Genomic DNA, 17,849 nt, shown 5'->3' on the forward strand with positions numbered 1-17,849 from the left:
ATCCCGTCGCTTACTTCGCTTCCTTTGCCGCGACCGCGAATTTGGCGGCGCTCAGATCATCCGGTCCGCTGATGCCGGCGCGCTTGAGATCGCGAAGCAATTTCGTCAGCAGCAGCATGTTGGTCTTCTGCAGTTCGTGATTGTTGCCGAACCTGAATGCGTTCTGCTCGGTCACGATCAGTCCGGCCTTGGTCTCGGCGAGAATCTTCCGCCGCTTCAGTCCCGCCACGCGACGGCGAACCGTCTCCAGCGGCAGGCTGAGGAAACGAGAGAGCGCCGCGCGCGACACGCCCTGCTTGATCGCGTCAGGCTCGACGGTGTGAATGCTCGAAAACTTCTCGTCCAGCGCAGGATCGTTCATCACATTGATGACGTTGGCATTGAGAATCGCATGAACGATCAGAAGGTCCATCGGATCGAATTCTTCGTAGTTCCGGAACATCTCGCTGATCGAAAACAGCATGTAGGCCAGCGTGTGCCGCGAGACCGTCCGGATGACATCAGAAGCATTGCGCATGAATCGGCAACCAGCATTGATCTTGTAGACGAAGGCAGCAGCGAACGTACCATTGGGCATACCCAAATTGAGTATGTGACAACTTGCCAAGCAGTCTCAATCTTTCATTGTGACTCACTGTGACGTTGCGGAGGGACGCGCGGGTCGGACGATGTCCCGATCGACATCGCGGCTGCGAAACGATCGTCGGGTCGGCGGCTGCCGTGAGTTCGATGCACGACAGCATCCAACTCTTTCGATGCTGCCTGCTCCGTTCAGCCGACCGTCTGACGGGATGAATGGCGATGCACGATGATGTTTGCGAGCGCCAGGCACTAGGCCTGATCAAAGCTTTTCGCGGCATCGCGGACCCCCGCAAGCGGCAGAGAATTCTCGATCTCGCCGAGCAACTCGCCAATGACCCGGGGTCGGACACCGCAAAACCTGGCGTGCACGAAGCATCGACGGCGAAAGACGGTGGAGTTGAGTGAAGCAAGGCAGCTCCGGCCGGTTTGAGGACGCCGCGGAAGCCTGTATATAGGTATAATGATACTCTTATCGCGAGCCTCTTCCGGTTTTGGAGAGCTCGTGCAGGGGATCCGGGCGAGACCGGCTGCGCGGCTCCAAAGTCGTTAAGCGATTGATCCTTTGGAGGTCGAAACCGCTTTCCGGCCATGCTAAGGGCTGCGCCAATACCGGTGCCTGCCTTTGGCGCCTCCCCTTGCCTCCCTTGCCTGCCCGGTTCTCCCGGGACGATGGACCCCGAGATGACCGCGACTGCCACCTCAAATGCTGCCGGCTCCGCCGCCTGGGCGGACACGCTGCTGTTGTCGTTCGCGCAGGCCGGCTATGTCAGGGCCGAGCCCGCCATTCTGCAGCCGGCCGAACCGTTCCTGGACCTGTCGGGCGAGGACATCCGCAAAAGCCTCTATCTGACGACGGACCTGTCGGGCGAAGAGCTTTGCCTGCGTCCCGACCTGACGATCCCCGTGGCGCGCGATTACCTCGTATCCAGCCGCGCCGGCCAGCCGGCCGGGTTCAGCTATCTGGGTCCCGTGTTCCGCTATCGCAGCGGACAGGCCAGTGAATTCCTTCAGGCCGGAATCGAGTCGTTCGGCCGCCAGGACCGCGCTGCCGCCGATGCCGAGACGCTGGCGCTGGCGCTGGAGGCGACCGCCGCTTTCGGCGTGCGCGACATCGAGGTCCGTACCGGCGACGTCGCGCTGTTCAATGCGCTGCTCGACGCGCTCAATCTCTATCCGGTCTGGCGCCGCCGCCTGGTCAAGGACTTCAACCGCAAGATCAGCCTCGAGCAGGATCTGGAGCGGCTGGCGGCCGAGACCACCGCCACCCGCAGCGAATATGAGGGCGTGCTGGCGGCACTGGCCGGCTCCGACCGCAAGGCCGCGCTGGCCTTCGTCACCGACCTGATGTCGATTGCCGGCACTACCAATGTCGGCGGCCGCACCACGGCCGAGATCGCCGACCGCTTCCTCGAGCAATCGACGTTGAAGAGCGGCAAGCTGCCGCGCGAGGCGATCACTGTCCTGAAGCGCTTTCTGTCGATCTCGGGCAACCCGGACGAGGCGGTCGCCGCGCTGCGCGCGCTCACCGCCGAGGCAAGGCTCGACCTGAATGGCGCGATCGACCAGCTCGAGAGCCGGGTCGGCTTCATGGCCGCGCGGGGTATCGACGTGAAGAGCACGCGCTTCTCGACCGCGTTCGGGCGCGGCCTCGACTACTATACCGGGTTTGAATTCGAGCTGCATCACAGGGGTAACGGCGCCGGGCCGCTGGTTGCCGGTGGTCGCTATGATGGACTGATGACCCAGCTCGGAGCCGCCGCTCCGATACCGGCGGTCGGCTTCTCGGTCTGGGTGGATGCACTGACCAGCATCGGCCGCAAGGTGGGAGCTTAAGCCATGAGCGCGCCGTTCGTCCTGGCCGTTCCCTCCAAGGGCCGCCTTCAGGAAAATGCCGAAGCCTTCTTCGCCCGCGCCGGGCTCAAGCTGTCCAAGGCCGGCGGCGCCCGCGACTATCGTGGCACCATCGCGGGCCTCGACAATGTCGAGGTCGCCTATCTCTCGGCGAGCGAGATCGCCGCGCAATTGTCGCGCGGCTACGCGCATTTCGGCGTCACCGGCGAAGACCTGGTGCGCGACAACATCGCGGATGCGGAGAAGCGGGTGTTGCTGATCGACGGGCTGGGCTTCGGCCATGCCGACGTCGTCGTCGCGGTGCCGCAGGCCTGGATCGACGTCCGCACCATGGCCGATCTCGACGACGTCGCCACCGGCTTTCGCGAGCAGCATCACATGCGGATGCGGGTCGCGACCAAGTTCATCAATCTCACCCGCGCGTTCTTCTCGCAGCGCGGCATCAGCGACTACCGCATCGTCGAAAGCGCGGGCGCGACCGAGGGCGCGCCGGCGGCCGGCAGCGCCGAGCTGATCGTCGACATCACCACGACGGGCGCGACGCTCGCCGCCAACGGCCTGCGGGTGCTCGACGACGGTGTGATCCTGCGCAGCCAGGCCAATCTGGTCGCCTCGAAAGATGCCGACTGGTCGCCGCAAGCCCGCGAGACCGCACGCATCATCCTCGACCACATCGCGGCCCGAGCCCGCGCCAACAAATACCGCGAGGTCCGGACCCGCTTCCGGCAATGCGACGCCGCCCTGCTCGGCGAAGCCCACAGCCGCTTCGGCGTCGAGGCTCCGTTCGGCGGGCCGACCTCGTCGGGCATGCTCACGCTGCACTGCCCACCCGGGCAGCTCTATGCGCTGGCGAGCTTCCTGCGCGAACATGGGGCCGAGACCGTCTCGGTGGTCTCGCTCGACTACGTGTTCGATCGGGAGAACCCGCTGTTCGCCAAGCTCGAAGCGTTCTTGCGGCAGTGAGCCCAAAGTCTATTGAGCAGCTCCGTTCAGCGTAGCGACAGCAAGCTGCAGCTACCATATGCTGCCCCGATGACCTTGAACGCTCTGGAACCTTGATCGATGACGCTGGGCTCTGACGTTTCCGCCCTGACGACCACCGCAGTGAATGCCGCCGCGAAGGGGCTGTCGATTGTCGTCCCCGTCTATAACGAGGCGGCGGGCCTTGCCGCCCTGCACCAGCGCATCTGCGATCTCGCCAAGACCTTGCGGCAACGCTACCGCCTGTCCTGCGAGGTCGTCTATGTCGACGACGGCAGCAAGGACAGCACGCTGTCGATCGCACGCTCGCTGCCGGCCGACGCGATCGACGTCCAGGTGGTGTCGCTGTCGCGCAATTTCGGCAAGGAGGCGGCGCTGATGGCCGGCCTCGACCATGCCCGGCTCGGCGCCGTCATGTTCATGGACGGCGACGGACAGCATCCGCCTGATCTGATCGAGCAATTGGTGCAGCACTGGATCGATGACGGCTATGACGTCGTCTATACCGCCAAGGCGCATCGCGACAACGAGCCGTTCCTGCGCCGCCTCGCCGTGCACGGCTTCTACGCGCTGATCAATTGGGGCGCGCGCCAGAAGATACCGGAGGACGCCGGCGACTTCCGCCTGCTGTCGCCACGCGCGGTCACCGCGCTTCGGCAACTGCCGGAGCGCAACCGCTTCTTCAAGGGGCTGGCCAGCTGGATCGGCTTCCGCCAGATTCGCGTCGATTACGAGCCTGCGGCGCGCGCCCATGGCGTCACCACCTTCAACGCTGCCCGCCTGCTCGGCCTGTCGATCGAGGGCCTGACCTCGTTCTCGGTGGCGCCGTTGCGCTTTGCCAGCCTGCTCGGCGTCGCGCTTGCCGGCGTCGCCTTCCTGTTCGGCCTCTCGATCCTCTGGGAGGTGTTCACGACGGGCAAGCAGGTGCCGGGCTATCCCTCGCTCGTGGTCGGCCTGATGACGATCGGCGGCGTGCAGCTGATCATGATCGGCATCGTCGGTGAATATATCGGCAAGATCCTCTCCGAGCTGAAGGCGCGTCCGATCTACTTCGTCGCCGAGCACAGCGAGAGGCATTTCGAGGCCGGCAAGGCCCAGGGCACTTCAGGTCAGGGCACTTCAGGTCAGGACACTTCAAGTCAGGCCGCATCCGACAGGACCGCGGCCGAATGAGCACGGCCGCGCGCCTGCGGCATGTCTGGCTCTGCGCCGACGATTACGGCATCAGCCCCGGCGTCAACCGTGCCATTCGCGACCTGATCGAGCGCGGCCGCCTCAACGCCACCTCGGTGATGATGGTGGGCCCCGCCATCGATCAGAGCGAGGTTGCGGCGCTTTCTGCCGCCGCGAAAGCAAGCCCGCGCTGCGCGATCGGACTGCACGTGACGCTCTCGGCGCCGTTCCGGCCGCTCACCATGCATTTCCGCCCGCTCGACGGCGACATGTTCATGGCTTTTCCAAAGCTGCTGCGCGCCGGACTGATGCGCCGGCTCGACAGCGAGTTCTTCCGCAACGAAGTGAGAGCGCAGCTTCTGGCGTTCGCGGAAGCCTTTGGCCGCCCGCCCGACTTCGTCGACGGGCATCAGCACGTGCAGCTGTTTCCGCAGGTGCGCGACGGCTTTGTCGAGGCAGTCAGCGAAATCGCGCCAAAGGCATGGGTGCGCCAGGGCGGGCGCGATTTGCCGCTGGCGCAGCGGCTGGCCTCTCCGAAAGCCCTGGTGCTCGATCTGCTCAGTGCACAATTCCGCCGCCGTGCGGGCCGCGCCGGCCTTGCATTCAATCCCGCCTTTGCCGGCGCCTATGATTTCACCCGCGCGGCCGATTTCGGCGAGCTGATGCGGCAATTCCTGCAGGGCCTGCCCGAGGGCGGGCTCGTGATGTGCCATCCCGGCTTTGTCGACGAGGTTCTCACCGGCCTCGATCCGATGACTGACGTCAGGGAGCGCGAGCATGGCTATCTCGCCAGCGACGCCTTCGCGCAGCTGCTCGCAACCAGCAACGTGACATTGGGATGAAACCGGCAGAGACAAGCCGGGAGGCAGTCTGTCGCATACCGAAATTTAATCCGGCCGGCACTGTTGAGGCCACATTGGAACCCTACATCCCGCTTGCGCTTGGTTTTGCGCGAAGGAGACAGATCATGACGCCGCAGGAACGCCAGCTCGTCGACGACCTTTTCGACCGGCTTTCAAAGCTGGAAAATGCACCGCGCGATCCCGACGCGGTCGCCGCGATCTCCGACGGCCTGCGCAAGGCGCCCGGCGCCGTCTATGCGCTGGTGCAGACCACGCTGTTGCAGGACGAAGCGCTCAAGCGCGCCCATCATCGCATCCAGGAGCTGGAAGCGGCCCAAGCGCCCGCGCAGCCGCAGTCCGGCGGTTTTCTCGACACCATGCGCGACACGTTGTTTGGCACGAGCCAATCGCGCGGCTCGGTTCCGAACGTGCCGCCGCGTGACTCCCGGCCGGTCTGGAACAGCGGTCAGGCGATGCAGCAGGGCCAGCCCGGCTATGGCCAGCCGCCTTATGGTCAGGCCTATGGACAAGGCCAGGGATATGGACAGAGCTACGGCGCGCCGCCGATCGGCGGCGGCGGCTCGTTCCTGGGCACGGCGGCGGCAGCCGCGGCCGGCGTGGTCGGCGGCTCGCTGCTGCTCTCCAGCATTCGCGGCATGATGGGCGGCGGATCGCATCAGGCCTTTGGTGACACCACCATGATCGAGGAGCGTGGCGGCAGCCCATGGGCCGGCAGCGGCGACCAGTCCGGCGGCTCGCTCGCGCGCGATGCCGGCCTTGATGACATCGGATCGAACCGGGATTCGCGGCAAGGCTTCTTCGACCAGGCCTCGAACGATCGGGATAACGACGATCCGGGCTATGACAACAACGACAACGACAATGTGGACACGGCCGACGACAGCGACTTCGGCGGCGGCGACGACGGCGGCAGCGATTACGCGTAGGCCATTCGGCAAACGGATGTGGAACGGCCGCCTCCGGGCGGCCGATTTCTTTTCAAGAACAGCTCGACGCGCGCTGCTCTGCACCACACGCCAAAAGGCCGTTCGATATAATATGACTAGTGCTGCAGAGCGAAAACCTCCTCCGACACACGCTGCCGTAGACTCCCGGATTTCCAAATTTGGACATGGGTGTTCAACTGGAAGAACACGTTGCTTATGCCACACGCCGTGGCTGCCTCTCTTGGCACAGTCGGGGGTTTTAAGAATGAGTCCACTTCAGCAGCGCATTGCGACCCTGAGCGACGTCGCAACCCATCTCATCACCGAATTGTACGAGTTGGAGGGACTGCACGAGCGCCTCAGGAAGGCAGAGCTTTCGCTGCGGCGGCGGCTGAACCGCTCGGCTCGCGCACCGCATTCGGCTTCATCGACTCCTCGTCGCCGGTCCGCTGCCCCTCGTCTCGTGTCGAGGCACCGGATATAGACCATTCAGGCAGGCGTCCGGCGGCGGCAGCGTCCCCTTCGCTGCCGCATTTCGCGCCGACGCGGCACGCGGATTGATCGCCCCATCGAGCGCATGACGCTTCACATCACCACGACCTTGGTGCCGACATTGACGCGGCCATAGAGGTCGATGACGTCCTCGTTGCGCATGCGGATGCAGCCGGAGGAGACGTTGGTGCCGATGGTCCAGGGCTCGTTGGAGCCGTGGATGCGATAGAGCGTGGAGCCGAGATACATCGCGCGGGCACCGAGCGGATTTTCCGGGCCGCCTTCCATGTGCCTGGGCAGATCGGGACGGCGGGCGAGCATTTCCGCCGGCGGCGTCCAGTCCGGCCATTCGCGCTTGGCGGTGATCGATTTCACGCCGGTCCAGGTGAAGCCCTCGCGTCCGACGCCGATGCCGTAGCGCAGCGCCCGGCCGTTGCCCTCGACGAGGTAAAGGAACTTGTTGTTGGAATCGACCACGATGGTGCCGGCGCTTTCCTTGCCGCTATAGTCGACCAGCTGTTTCTCGAATTTCGGATCGAACGGACGCTGCCGCGGATCGATCGCTTCCTGCTGGTAGCTTGCGCCTTGCTGATAACCGCCTTGTTGATATCCGCCTTGCATCTGCGGCTCGCCGACCGGCGGCAGGCGACGCGGATCGTTGTAGGCGGGCTGCTGCTGATAGATCGGCTGCTCCGGCGCGTAGGCCGGGCCGCGACCGGGCCCGTCGCCGAACAGGAACTCGATGAAGCCGCCGCCCATATTGGCGTTGGAGGCGACGCGCACCGGCGCCGGGGCGACACGCGGCCGGTAGAGCACCGCGGGCGGATCGTTCGGCGCGCTATTGTCGAAGGCGCTGGCGCCGGTAGCGCCGACAATGAAGGCGCATGCGCTGCCGAGCAGCGCGACAGACGTTTTCTTGAACATCGACGTACTCTGTACTGTTTCGTCTAGTTGCATTCGCCGCCGAACGCGCTGGCTGATCGCGTCCTCGACGTGGTCAATAAAGAGCAAACTCCGTTTCGTTTGGTAAACAGAACAGGCGTTTCGATTCACCACGTCGCGAGCAACGCTGCAATTTCCCGATCAGCGTTTATTTTCGATGAAAGGCAAAGCCTCATGGTTAATCGTGCGTTTGCGTGCCGTCGCGCGCGGCTGCACGACAGTTCCGGACGTGAACCTCGTGTTAAATCGCTTCTGTCTACAAAGACGCGTGAGTGAGGTGGGGGGAGTATCCTGATGGCTGTTCACCGCAAGCGTTTTCGTGTCGAGGATATCGCCGGTGGCGAGATGCCGATTCTGGACATGACTGAAGAGGCAGGCCCGATGCATAGCGAAATCATGGCGGAGTTGCGCGCGATCCGCGCCCAGATGGCGCGAGGCGGCCACGCCGCGCAGCCGCAGAGCGACACCGTCGTGGCGCACGAAGTTGCCGAAACGCGCGCGCTGCTGGAGACCTATCGCGCCCAGATCGAGCAGTGCGAGAAGCTGAAAGTCGAGCTCGACCTCATCCACGATGCCATCGACCGTACCAAGCGCGAGATCGCGACCTTGCACGGCAAGAGCTTCGACGGCGGCGAGATGGCCAAGGTCAACGGCGAGCTCGGCGCGGTGGTCGGCGGCACCGAACAGGCGACCCAGCAGATCCTCGAAGCCGCGGAGTCGATCGACCAGGCGGCGAGCGCGATGTCCAAGGTGGACTCGATCGATCAGCAGAAGCGGCTCGCCGACGACATCCAGGAACGCGTCATCTCGATCTTCGAGGCCTGCAACTTCCAGGATCTGACCGGCCAGCGCATCAGCAAGGTCATGAGCACGATGAAGTTCATCGAGCAGCACATCAACGCGATGATGGAGATCTGGGGTGGCGTCGACGCCATCAAGTCCCACGTGCCGGTCCATGTCGACAACCGCAGCGAAGACGAAAAGCTGCTCAACGGCCCGAAACTCGCCGGCGACGTCGGCCACGCCTCGCAGGACGACATCGACGCGCTGTTCGACTAAGCGCGACGCGACAGAGAGAAAACAAATCGCCGGCCCGAGGGCCGGCGTTTTTTGTTGCCTTCATTTCTCTCGAACTGTCATTCCGGGGCACGCGAAGCGTGAACTATGGTGCGCATTTGCGCACCTGAGAATCTCGTCATTCCGGGTTCGGTCCTGCGGACCGCCCCGGAATGACGGAGAGGAATCACGCCCGCGGCGCGCAGCGGACGTAGACCATGTTGCCGTAGCGGGTGGCGGCGTCCTTGTCGACGAAGCGGGTGATCATGACGCGGCCGTCGAAGGAGACGATCTCGCGGTCCTGCTCGCCCGGCGTCGGGCCGGATGGGCCGATATAGTTCTTGCCGCTCGGCGAGCCCTTCAGCCGCAGTTCCTGCGGCGTGGCCTGGTCGGCCAGATGCATGATCACCCCGCCGGAGGAGCCGGCGCCGATGACGTAGGGGTTCTTGCACTGGGCCCGCGCGGCCGCCTCGGTACGGGCGCGGTCGGCCGGGTTCTGGAACGAGGCGAGGCCCCAGCGGCCGACGATCTCGTCGGCGCGGATCGAGGCCGGCATTTCCGGCGCGACGCCGGGCTCGGCCTCGGGCGCCGGCTGGGACGAGAAGGACGGCAGGCTCATGCCGCCGCCGCAGGCCCCCAGCAGCAGCGCCAGGCAAGAGGCCGCCGCCAGGTTGGTAAGCGTGCGCGCGTGAGCTGAACTGATCATGGCATTCCCCCGAACAAGACCATGGCCGCATCCCTCCCGCAGCCAAGCGCAAAACCGCAGCCAGGGCAATGACGTCCTAAGATACGCCTCTCCCCCGAACGAGCTTCCAGTGCCACCATCCTATATCCGCCTCACCAATCGCTTAACCACCTTTGCTTGACAGGATCACAGCCAAGCCATATCCCCTGCGCCCTATTAGCACTCGGAAAGACCGATTGCTAAGCGCGCCGCTCGCCCCTCGGCAAGAGGGAGAACGGCAGCGCCGCCCCCACTCACTTCCGCTGCTTATCGAAAAGCGAGCCTCCAAAGGGAAACGTCATGGCTAAGTCCAAATTTCGTCCGCTGCATGACCGTGTCGTGGTCAAACGTATCGACGCCGAGGAAAAGACCAAGGGCGGCATCATCATCCCCGACACCGCCAAGGAAAAGCCGTCCCAGGGCGAAGTCGTCGCCGTCGGCCCCGGCGGCCGTGACGAGGCGGGCAAGCTGATCCCGATCGACCTCAAGGTCGGCGACCGCGTGCTGTTCGGCAAGTGGTCGGGCACCGAGGTCAAGATCGACAACGAAGAGCTCCTGATCATGAAGGAGTCGGACATCATGGGCGTGATGGCCTAGAGCCATCCGTCTGAACGGCCGCTGAATATCTCATCGTCATGCCCGGGCAGAAGCGCGAAGCGCGTCTTCGCACTAGATGACCCGGGCAACCATCATTCTTCGCAGTGAGATGGATTGCCGGGCCTACGCCACGCCGAAGCGGCTTCGGCCGCGCAGGCGGGTCAAGCCCGGCAATGACGAACGGAGTGCGACAGACACATCACGGATTAAGAAGGATTGCAGACAATGGCTGCCAAGGACGTCAAGTTTTCCGGAGACGCGCGCGATCGCATGCTGCGCGGCGTCGACATTCTCGCCAACGCCGTCAAGGTGACGCTCGGCCCCAAGGGCCGCAACGTCGTCATCGAGAAGAGCTTCGGTGCGCCCCGCATCACCAAGGACGGCGTCACCGTCGCCAAGGAGATCGAGCTCGAGGACAAGTTCGAGAACATGGGCGCCCAGATGGTGCGAGAGGTTGCCTCCAAGACCAACGACCTCGCCGGCGACGGCACCACCACCGCGACCGTGCTGGCCCAGGCCATCGTGCGCGAAGGCGCCAAGGCGGTTGCCGCCGGCATGAATCCGATGGACCTCAAGCGCGGCATCGACACCGCGGTCCATGCCGTCGTCAAGGACATCGAGAAGCGCGCCAAGCCCGTCGCCGCCTCCTCCGAGGTCGCCCAGGTCGGCACCATCTCGGCCAACGGCGATTCGGCCATCGGCAAGATGATCGCGCAGGCGATGCAGAAGGTCGGCAACGAGGGCGTCATCACCGTCGAGGAAAACAAGTCGCTCGACACCGAAGTCGACATCGTCGAGGGCATGAAGTTCGATCGCGGCTATCTCAGCCCGTACTTCGTCACCAACCCCGAGAAGATGACCGCCGAGCTCGAGGACGCCTACATCCTCCTGCACGAGAAGAAGCTCTCCGGCCTGCAGGCCATGCTGCCGGTGCTCGAAGCCGTGGTGCAGTCGGGCAAGCCGCTCGTCATCATCGCCGAGGACGTCGAGGGCGAGGCGCTGGCGACCCTGGTCGTCAACCGCCTGCGTGGCGGCCTCAAGGTCGCCGCCGTCAAGGCGCCCGGCTTCGGTGACCGCCGCAAGGCCATGCTGGAAGACCTCGCCATCCTCACCGGCGGCCAGCTGATCTCCGAGGACCTCGGCATGAAGCTCGAGAACGTCACGGTGAAGATGCTCGGCCGCGCCGGCAAGGTCGTGATCGACAAGGAGAACACCACGATCGTCAAGGGCGCCGGCAAGAAGCCGGACATCGAGGCCCGCGTCGGCCAGATCAAGGCCCAGATCGAGGAGACCACCTCGGACTACGACCGTGAGAAGCTGCAGGAGCGCCTGGCCAAGCTCGCCGGCGGCGTCGCGGTGATCCGCGTCGGCGGCGCCACCGAGATCGAGGTCAAGGAGAAGAAGGACCGCGTCGAGGACGCGCTCAACGCCACCCGTGCCGCGGTCCAGGAAGGCATCGTCCCCGGCGGCGGCGTGACCTTGCTGCGCGCCAAGAAGGCGGTCGGCCGTCTCACCAACGCCAATGCCGACGTGCAGGCCGGCATCAATATCGTGCTGAAGGCGCTGGAAGCTCCGATCCGCCAGATCTCGGAGAATGCCGGCGTCGAGGGCTCGATCGTGGTCGGCAAGATCCTGGAGAACAAGTCCGAGACCTTCGGCTTCGACGCCCAGACCGAGGACTATGTCGACATGATCGAGAAAGGCATCATCGATCCCGCCAAGGTGGTGCGCACCGCGCTGCAGGACGCCTCCTCCGTGGCCGGCCTGCTGGTGACCACCGAAGCCATGGTCGCCGAGACGCCGAAGAAGGAAGCCGCGCCCGCCATGCCGGCCGGCGGCGGCATGGGCGGTTTCTAAAGCCTATCCTTCCCGCTGAAACTATTGCGAAGGCCGCCTCCGGGCGGCCTTCTTTTTTGCCCACAATGGCCTGCGCTTCAACCGGCGGACAAAACCCACTACGGTGGCGCGCCGATTCTGATTTGAGGATTTCGTCAATGCGCGCGCTTTTTCCGACGGCTCTCTTGGCGAGCCTGCTCGTCATGTCTCCGGGACTCGTATCAGCCCAGATGAAGCTGTCGCCGAAGGCCGCGGCGCCCGGCGGCACCGAGACGCGCTATTTCACCTCGATCGACGGGCTGATGGACGGCAACGCCGACGTCATCCTGAAGGAGACGCGGCAGGGCAAGACGGTCACCGCGGCCGTGCTCGACGTTTGCTATCCCGTGGCGAAAAATTCCGATCGCAAGGACCGCTTCGTCGTCAATCTCCAGGTCTCCGGCCAGACCTTGACCGGCACGACCACGAGCCTCGGCGCCAAGGCGCCCGTCACGGTCAAGCTCACGCGCAAGCCCACCGGCGACACCTTTGAGTTCCGCGGCCAGATCGGCGTCGGCCAGGCCGTGACCGAAGTGACCTCGCCGGACAATTCCGATCTCAGCGAGAAGGAGTTTCTGGACAACCAGACCACCGACGACGGCATTACGCCCCAACCGAAGGACTTTACCGAAGTCTCGCCGGAGGCAATCGCGGTCAAGGTCAAGCTCGATGCCGCGACCGACTTCCTGAAGAGCCTCAAGGGCCAGGACGTCGAGGTGACGCTGGCAAGCCTGACGGTCGGCTGCGACGCGCTGCGCGCCGGCGAGCAGACCATCAACATGTCGGTCGATCCGGAGCGTGCGGCCGCGCTGCTGGCAAAATTCAAGACGATGCCGGGCGTCACCGCCGCCGGCTGGACCGCGGGACTGGTGGAAATGGATCGCACCATCCGCATTGGCGCCGCCGACTGGCGCGACGGCGACAAGATCAACCGCGACAAGCTCGCAGGCGCAATCGCCGGCGTGCTGAGCAAGACGCTTGCGGCCAAGCCGGTCTCGCAGAGCTTCAACGCCGCCACCGGCAAGCTCAAGCTGGTGTTCAAGCGGCCGAATCAGGACTTCCCGGCGCTTGAGCTCACCGACACGATCGAGGTCTCAACCCTTGTCTCCGCCGACAAGCCGGGGACATCGGACAAGCTGATCGTCTGGATCGGCAGCCCCTCGACCACGACATCAGACGAAAGCAGCGGCGCCAAGCTCAACCTCTCGGATGAAGCGACGGCCGATGAGGAAGGCGACCAGCCCGACGACAACGGCTCGATCGAAGCGCTCGCCAAGGAGCTGAAAGGCCAGCGCTGGGACGCAGACAAGTCGGTGTGGAAGTGACGAAGTCATTCCGGGGCGACGCGCTAGCGTCGAACCCGGAATCCATCACGCCATCTGTTCCGTTGATCAATGGATTCCGGGGGTCGCGCTTCGCGCGCCCCGGAATGACGTAACGGTCAATTCCCGTTCTCGCGAAACCGCAGCGTCTTCGGGCCGATCAGCGTGAGCATGTCGCCCTGGCGTTTCCAGGTTTCGACCGCGGCGAGCGCGGCGATGAGTTCGTCATCGGCCTGAGCTTTGGCCGGTGGACAGGAACGATCCTGGATCTGGCCGGGGACGAAGATCACGGTGTTGCCGGCCACCGAGAACTGACCCTTGCCGCCCTTGCACCAGAGCTCGAGCACGACCTCGCCATTGTCGCCGATCTCGATATTCGGAATCCGCTTCGAGCCGGGCTGCGGCACGGCCTCCAGCGTCATCTCGGCGCCGAAGGGAAAGCCCTCTTCCGAATGTGCGCCGACGGACATCACAAGCAACGCAGCCGCACCACACATTATCCGCTTCAACAACACCATAAGACCTCTCGACCACGCCGATTTGCCGGTCTTCTATAAGACGGCAAAGCCCTTGAGAAGGTTCGTCGGCGCTCGACGCAAAAATCCCCGCGGGACGATCCCGCGGGGATTTTGCCTCGAAGCGGGGCCTCGCTGCTACTTCAGGACGAGCTCCGTGAACGGATAGACATAGGCTTGCAGGGTCACGAACACGCCGACGAGGCAGGCCAGCACGATCGAGTGCCAGAACACGAAGCGCAGGATGGTGCCTTCGTGGCCGTACCAGTTGGTTGCGGTGGAGGCGACGACGATCGATTGCGCGTCGATCATCTTGCCCATCACGCCGCCGGACGAGTTCGCCGCCGCCATCAGGATCGGCGAGAGGCCGAGCTGCTGCGAGGTGATCTTCTGGAGGTTGCCGAACAGGATGTTCGACGACGTATCCGATCCCGTCAGCGCCACGCCCAACCAACCGAGCAGCGTGCCGAAGAAGGGGTAGAGCACGCCGGTCGCGGCAAAGGCGAGACCCAGCGTCGCGTCGACGCCGGAGAGCCGCGTCAAGGTGCCGATCGCGAGCATCGCCGAGATCGTGATCAACGAGATCGCGCACAGCCTGATGGTGCGTCCGTATTCGACCAGCAGCCTGACAGGACCGACACCCATCAGGATGCCGGAGATGATCGCCGCGATCAACATGCCGGTGCCGGTGAAGGACAGGTAGGTGAAGCCGAACACCGCCGCTTCCTTGGTCGGCGCAGGCGCGACCGGCGGCATCTTGTTGATCATCTGGTGCAGCTCGGGAACCGGATAATTCCAGACGAAGATCCCGTTCGCCCAGGTCTTGAAGGCTCCGTTGCCCCAGATCAGCATCACGACGCAGACGATGATCCACGGCAGCAGTGCGCTGAACAGCTCGCTCTCGGTGAGCGGCGTCTTGTCGAGCGGCTTGGCCGTCGCCATCGTCGCGGCCGATTCATCATGTCCGCGCAGTGCCGGCGACAGCCAGAGCTGCTTCGGTCGCCAGACCCTCAGGAACAGGATCAGCGCGCCCATCGAGATCAGCGAGGCGCCGATGTCGACGATCCAGGGATTGACGAAGTTCGAGATCACGAATTGCGGGACCGCGAACGACACGCCGGTGACGAGGATCGCCGGCCAGACGTCCTTCATGCCTCTCCAGCCCGCGAACGCCCACACCACCCAGAACGGCACGATCAGCGAGAACAGCGGCAATTGCCGTCCGACCATCGCGCCGAGGATGTAGGGGTCAAGCCCGGTGACCGAGGCGAGGCCCTGGATCGGCGTGCCCAGCGCGCCGAAGGCGACTGGCGCGGTGTTGGCGATCAGCGAGAGGCCGGAGGCCGCAAGTGGCGAGAAGCCGAGGCCGATCAGCACGGCACCGGTGATTGCCACCGGCGTACCGAAGCCCGAGGCGCCCTCGAAGAACGCGCCGAACGAAAATGCGATCAGCAGCAATTGCAGCCGCCGATCCTCGGTGACGCCGCCGACCGCGCGCTTGAGCAGCTCGAAGCGACCGGTGGTCACCGTCACCTGGTAGAGGAAGATGACGTTGAGAACGATCCAGCCGATCGGGAAGAAGCCGGTCACGATGCCGAGGATCGAGGCGCGGATCGACATGTTCGCCGGCATGGTGAACACGAAGATCGTGATCAGGTTGGTCACGATCACGGCGATGATGGCCGCGATGTGAGCCTGAACGCGCCCGCTCGCGATCAGCACCAGCAGCGTGACGACGGGTACCGCCGCCGCGATCGTCGACAGCACGGGACTGTGCAACGGATCATAGATTTGATTCCACATGATCTTCCTCCCCCACGCATGTGTACGGCAGGTGACCCGCGTGGGCGGCCGGACCTGCTTGACGCTGGAAGCGATAACCCCCGAGTTGGACGCGAATTCCTCGGATAAGCAGCGGTTCCCGCCTGCTCACAAGGTCGCGAAAATCTGGAGGCCCCCACCCCACGCCGTTATGCCCATGCTAGGGTTGCAAGCTGCGGCTCGCCAACGCAAATTGCAGACCTTGCGACTTTAGTCTAAGTGCGCCGCTTTTCCGCTACGGCCGAGCCGCTTGGCTTCGGGGCCGCTGTGAATATCCCTCAGGAGATCTCGCTCTGTGAACAACATCCGCGCCACGCTCGCGATCGTCTGGCGAATCGCCATCCCCTATTTCCGATCGGAGGACAAATGGGCCGGTCGCGGCCTGCTTGCGGCAGTCGTCACCATGGAGCTGGCACTCGTCGCCATCGACGTGCTGGTGAACCAGTGGCAGAACCGGTTCTACAGTGCGCTCCAGGCCAGCGACTGGGATGCCTTCATCACGCAGATCTGGATCTTCGTCGGCCTCGCCTCGGTCTATATCGCGCTCGCCGTCTACAAGCTCTATCTGAACCAATGGCTCCAGATCCGCTGGCGGCAATGGCTGACCCGGCATTATCTCGGCGAATGGCTGAGCGGCGCCACGCACTATCGCATGCAGCTCAAGGGCGATGCCGCCGACAACCCCGACCAGCGCATCACCGAAGACGTCAAGAACTTCGTCGAGCAAACCCTGACCATCGGCCTCGGCCTGCTCTCATCGATCGTGACGCTGTTCTCCTTCGTCATCATCCTCTGGGGTCTCTCCAACGCCGCGCCGCTGCATTTGTTCGGCAGCGACTACATGATCCCGGGCTATCTGTGCTGGGGTGCCTTGATCTACGCGATCTTCGGCACCGCCCTGACGCACTGGATCGGCGCACCGCTGGTCAACCTCAATTTCGAGCAGCAGCGCTTCGAGGCTGACTTTCGCTTCAATCTCGTTCGCGTCCGCGAAAACTCCGAGCAGATCGCACTGCTGAAGGGCGAAGGCGCCGAGCGCGGTCGCCTGCTGGACCGCTTCGGCTTCGTGATCGGCAATTGGTACGCGATCATGAGCCGGACCAAGCGCCTCACGATGTTCACGGCGAGCTATCAACAGGCCGCCGTGATCTTTCCCTACGTGCTGGTCGCACCGGCCTTCTTTGCCAAGAAGATCCAGCTCGGCGACATGATGCAGACGGCATCGGCGTTTTCGAGCGTGCAAGGTGCCCTGTCGTTCTTCGTCACGGCCTATCGGTCGCTGGCGGAATGGCGCTCGATCGTCGCCCGTCTCGACGGCTTCGAGATGTCGGTCAATTCGGCGACGAACCTGCCGGCGCACGAGGCCACGATCGAACTCAGGGCGGCCGGCGGCGGCCGCAATATCGGGCTTGAGAAGCTTTGCGTGTATCTTCCCAACGGCACGCCACTGGTCGCAGCCGACGGCTTCGCCATCCAGACGCCGGAGCGCGTGCTTGTGACCGGGCCGTCGGGCGCCGGCAAGTCGACACTGTTCCGGGCGATTGCCGGCATCTGGCCGTTCGGCACCGGCAGCATCGTCATCCCCGCCAAGGCGAAGCTGATGATGCTGCCGCAACGCCCCTATTTCCCGGTCGGCGCGCTCGGCGATGCCGTGATCTATCCGGCAGCGCCCGGCGCGTTCCAGGCAGCCCAGATCCGCGATGCGGTGGTATCGGTCGGCCTGCCGGACCTCGCCGATCGGCTCGGCGAAGACGGGCACTGGAACCGGATGCTGTCGCTCGGGGAGCAGCAGCGCCTCGGGCTCGCCCGCGCGCTGCTGCATGCGCCGGACTATCTGTTCCTGGACGAGGCCACCGCCTCGCTCGACGAACCGTCGGAGGCCCGCCTCTACCGGCTGCTGGCGGAGAAGCTGCCGCAGGCCACCATCGTCTCGATCGGCCATCGCTCGACGCTCGATGCCTTCCACACCCGCAAGGTGGCGATGGTGAAGGACGGCCCGATCCACGTGCTGGGCAAGGACGGTGCCCCCGCCGAACCGGAGCCGAGCACGGCGCGTTGAGGGCGAGGGGGTGCCCGGATGAGGCCAACGGGTCGGCGCGAAGCACCGCCCGATGACAGGCTCCGCGCAA

At 64.5% G+C, this 17,849-nt stretch carries 16 protein-coding genes; 11 read left to right on the top strand and 5 right to left on the bottom strand.

What is annotated here, in order from left to right:
- Positions 1 to 10: 10 nt before the first annotated feature.
- Positions 11 to 517, bottom strand: coding sequence for a hypothetical protein (locus tag XH98_RS28635; protein ID WP_057742001.1), 507 nt, complete (start codon positions 515 to 517; stop codon positions 11 to 13).
- A 278-nt stretch (positions 518 to 795) separates the two neighbouring features.
- Here XH98_RS28635 and XH98_RS28640 point away from each other — a divergent pair, with 278 nt between their 5' ends.
- From XH98_RS28640 to XH98_RS28665, 6 genes are all read left to right on the top strand, one after another.
- The gene (locus XH98_RS28640; RefSeq protein WP_271620603.1) at positions 796 to 987 is read left to right on the top strand and encodes a hypothetical protein; all 192 of its coding nucleotides are present in this window, start codon (positions 796 to 798) and stop codon (positions 985 to 987) included.
- A 276-nt stretch (positions 988 to 1,263) separates the two neighbouring features.
- A complete protein-coding gene (locus tag XH98_RS28645; protein ID WP_271600709.1) occupies positions 1,264 to 2,415 on the top strand; it encodes an ATP phosphoribosyltransferase regulatory subunit in 1,152 nt (383 codons plus the stop codon).
- A 3-nt stretch (positions 2,416 to 2,418) separates the two neighbouring features.
- On the top strand, positions 2,419 to 3,396 hold the full coding sequence (gene hisG, locus XH98_RS28650) for an ATP phosphoribosyltransferase (protein ID WP_271600710.1): 978 nt from the start codon (positions 2,419 to 2,421) through the stop codon (positions 3,394 to 3,396).
- Positions 3,397 to 3,495: 99 nt separating this feature from the next.
- On the top strand, positions 3,496 to 4,587 hold the full coding sequence (locus tag XH98_RS28655; RefSeq protein ID WP_271620604.1) for a glycosyltransferase family 2 protein: 1,092 nt from the start codon (positions 3,496 to 3,498) through the stop codon (positions 4,585 to 4,587).
- Positions 4,584 to 5,429, top strand: a complete 846-nt coding sequence (locus tag XH98_RS28660) for a ChbG/HpnK family deacetylase (RefSeq protein ID WP_271620605.1) — start codon at positions 4,584 to 4,586, stop codon at positions 5,427 to 5,429. The genes XH98_RS28655 and XH98_RS28660 overlap by 4 nt, the downstream gene beginning before the upstream one ends.
- A gap of 125 nt (positions 5,430 to 5,554) precedes the next feature.
- Positions 5,555 to 6,376, top strand: coding sequence for a DUF2076 domain-containing protein (locus XH98_RS28665; RefSeq protein WP_271620606.1), 822 nt, complete (start codon positions 5,555 to 5,557; stop codon positions 6,374 to 6,376).
- Between the two features lie 585 nt (positions 6,377 to 6,961).
- Here the strand turns inward: XH98_RS28665 and XH98_RS28670 are convergent.
- Complete coding sequence (locus XH98_RS28670) at positions 6,962 to 7,792, bottom strand: L,D-transpeptidase (RefSeq protein WP_271600714.1); 831 nt, start codon at positions 7,790 to 7,792, stop codon at positions 6,962 to 6,964.
- A gap of 312 nt (positions 7,793 to 8,104) precedes the next feature.
- Between XH98_RS28670 and XH98_RS28675 the strand changes: the two genes are divergently transcribed.
- Positions 8,105 to 8,869: a protein phosphatase CheZ gene (locus XH98_RS28675; RefSeq protein WP_057741789.1), complete on the top strand. Its 765-nt coding sequence runs from the start codon at positions 8,105 to 8,107 to the stop codon at positions 8,867 to 8,869.
- A 184-nt stretch (positions 8,870 to 9,053) separates the two neighbouring features.
- Here the strand turns inward: XH98_RS28675 and XH98_RS28680 are convergent, their stop codons facing one another.
- Complete coding sequence (locus tag XH98_RS28680; protein ID WP_271600715.1) at positions 9,054 to 9,572, bottom strand: hypothetical protein; 519 nt, start codon at positions 9,570 to 9,572, stop codon at positions 9,054 to 9,056.
- A gap of 318 nt (positions 9,573 to 9,890) precedes the next feature.
- On the opposite strand from XH98_RS28680, the gene XH98_RS28685 reads away from it, so the two are divergent.
- From XH98_RS28685 to XH98_RS28695, 3 genes are all read left to right on the top strand, one after another.
- Positions 9,891 to 10,187, top strand: a complete 297-nt coding sequence (locus XH98_RS28685; RefSeq protein WP_014491914.1) for a co-chaperone GroES — start codon at positions 9,891 to 9,893, stop codon at positions 10,185 to 10,187.
- Between the two features lie 225 nt (positions 10,188 to 10,412).
- Positions 10,413 to 12,044 (top strand): chaperonin GroEL, encoded by a 1,632-nt coding sequence (groL, locus tag XH98_RS28690; RefSeq protein ID WP_057741796.1) that lies wholly within the window; start codon positions 10,413 to 10,415, stop codon positions 12,042 to 12,044.
- Positions 12,045 to 12,181: 137 nt separating this feature from the next.
- A complete protein-coding gene (locus tag XH98_RS28695) occupies positions 12,182 to 13,387 on the top strand; it encodes a hypothetical protein (protein WP_271600716.1) in 1,206 nt (401 codons plus the stop codon).
- Between the two features lie 116 nt (positions 13,388 to 13,503).
- Here XH98_RS28695 and XH98_RS28700 read toward each other — a convergent pair whose 3' ends face one another.
- Together XH98_RS28700 and XH98_RS28705 are read right to left on the bottom strand one after the other, a co-directional pair.
- Positions 13,504 to 13,902: an META domain-containing protein gene (locus tag XH98_RS28700; protein WP_271600717.1), complete on the bottom strand. Its 399-nt coding sequence runs from the start codon at positions 13,900 to 13,902 to the stop codon at positions 13,504 to 13,506.
- Between the two features lie 135 nt (positions 13,903 to 14,037).
- Positions 14,038 to 15,702: an L-lactate permease gene (locus tag XH98_RS28705; protein ID WP_271600718.1), complete on the bottom strand. Its 1,665-nt coding sequence runs from the start codon at positions 15,700 to 15,702 to the stop codon at positions 14,038 to 14,040.
- Positions 15,703 to 16,015: 313 nt separating this feature from the next.
- On the opposite strand from XH98_RS28705, the gene XH98_RS28710 reads away from it, so the two are divergent.
- Positions 16,016 to 17,779, top strand: coding sequence for an ABC transporter ATP-binding protein/permease (locus tag XH98_RS28710; protein ID WP_271600719.1), 1,764 nt, complete (start codon positions 16,016 to 16,018; stop codon positions 17,777 to 17,779).
- The last annotated feature ends 70 nt before the right edge of the window (positions 17,780 to 17,849 follow it).

Origin of the sequence: Bradyrhizobium sp. CCBAU 51745 (assembly GCF_028128715.1) — a bacterium.
In the GTDB taxonomy this organism is placed as follows: Bacteria; Pseudomonadota; Alphaproteobacteria; order Rhizobiales; family Xanthobacteraceae; genus Bradyrhizobium; species Bradyrhizobium manausense.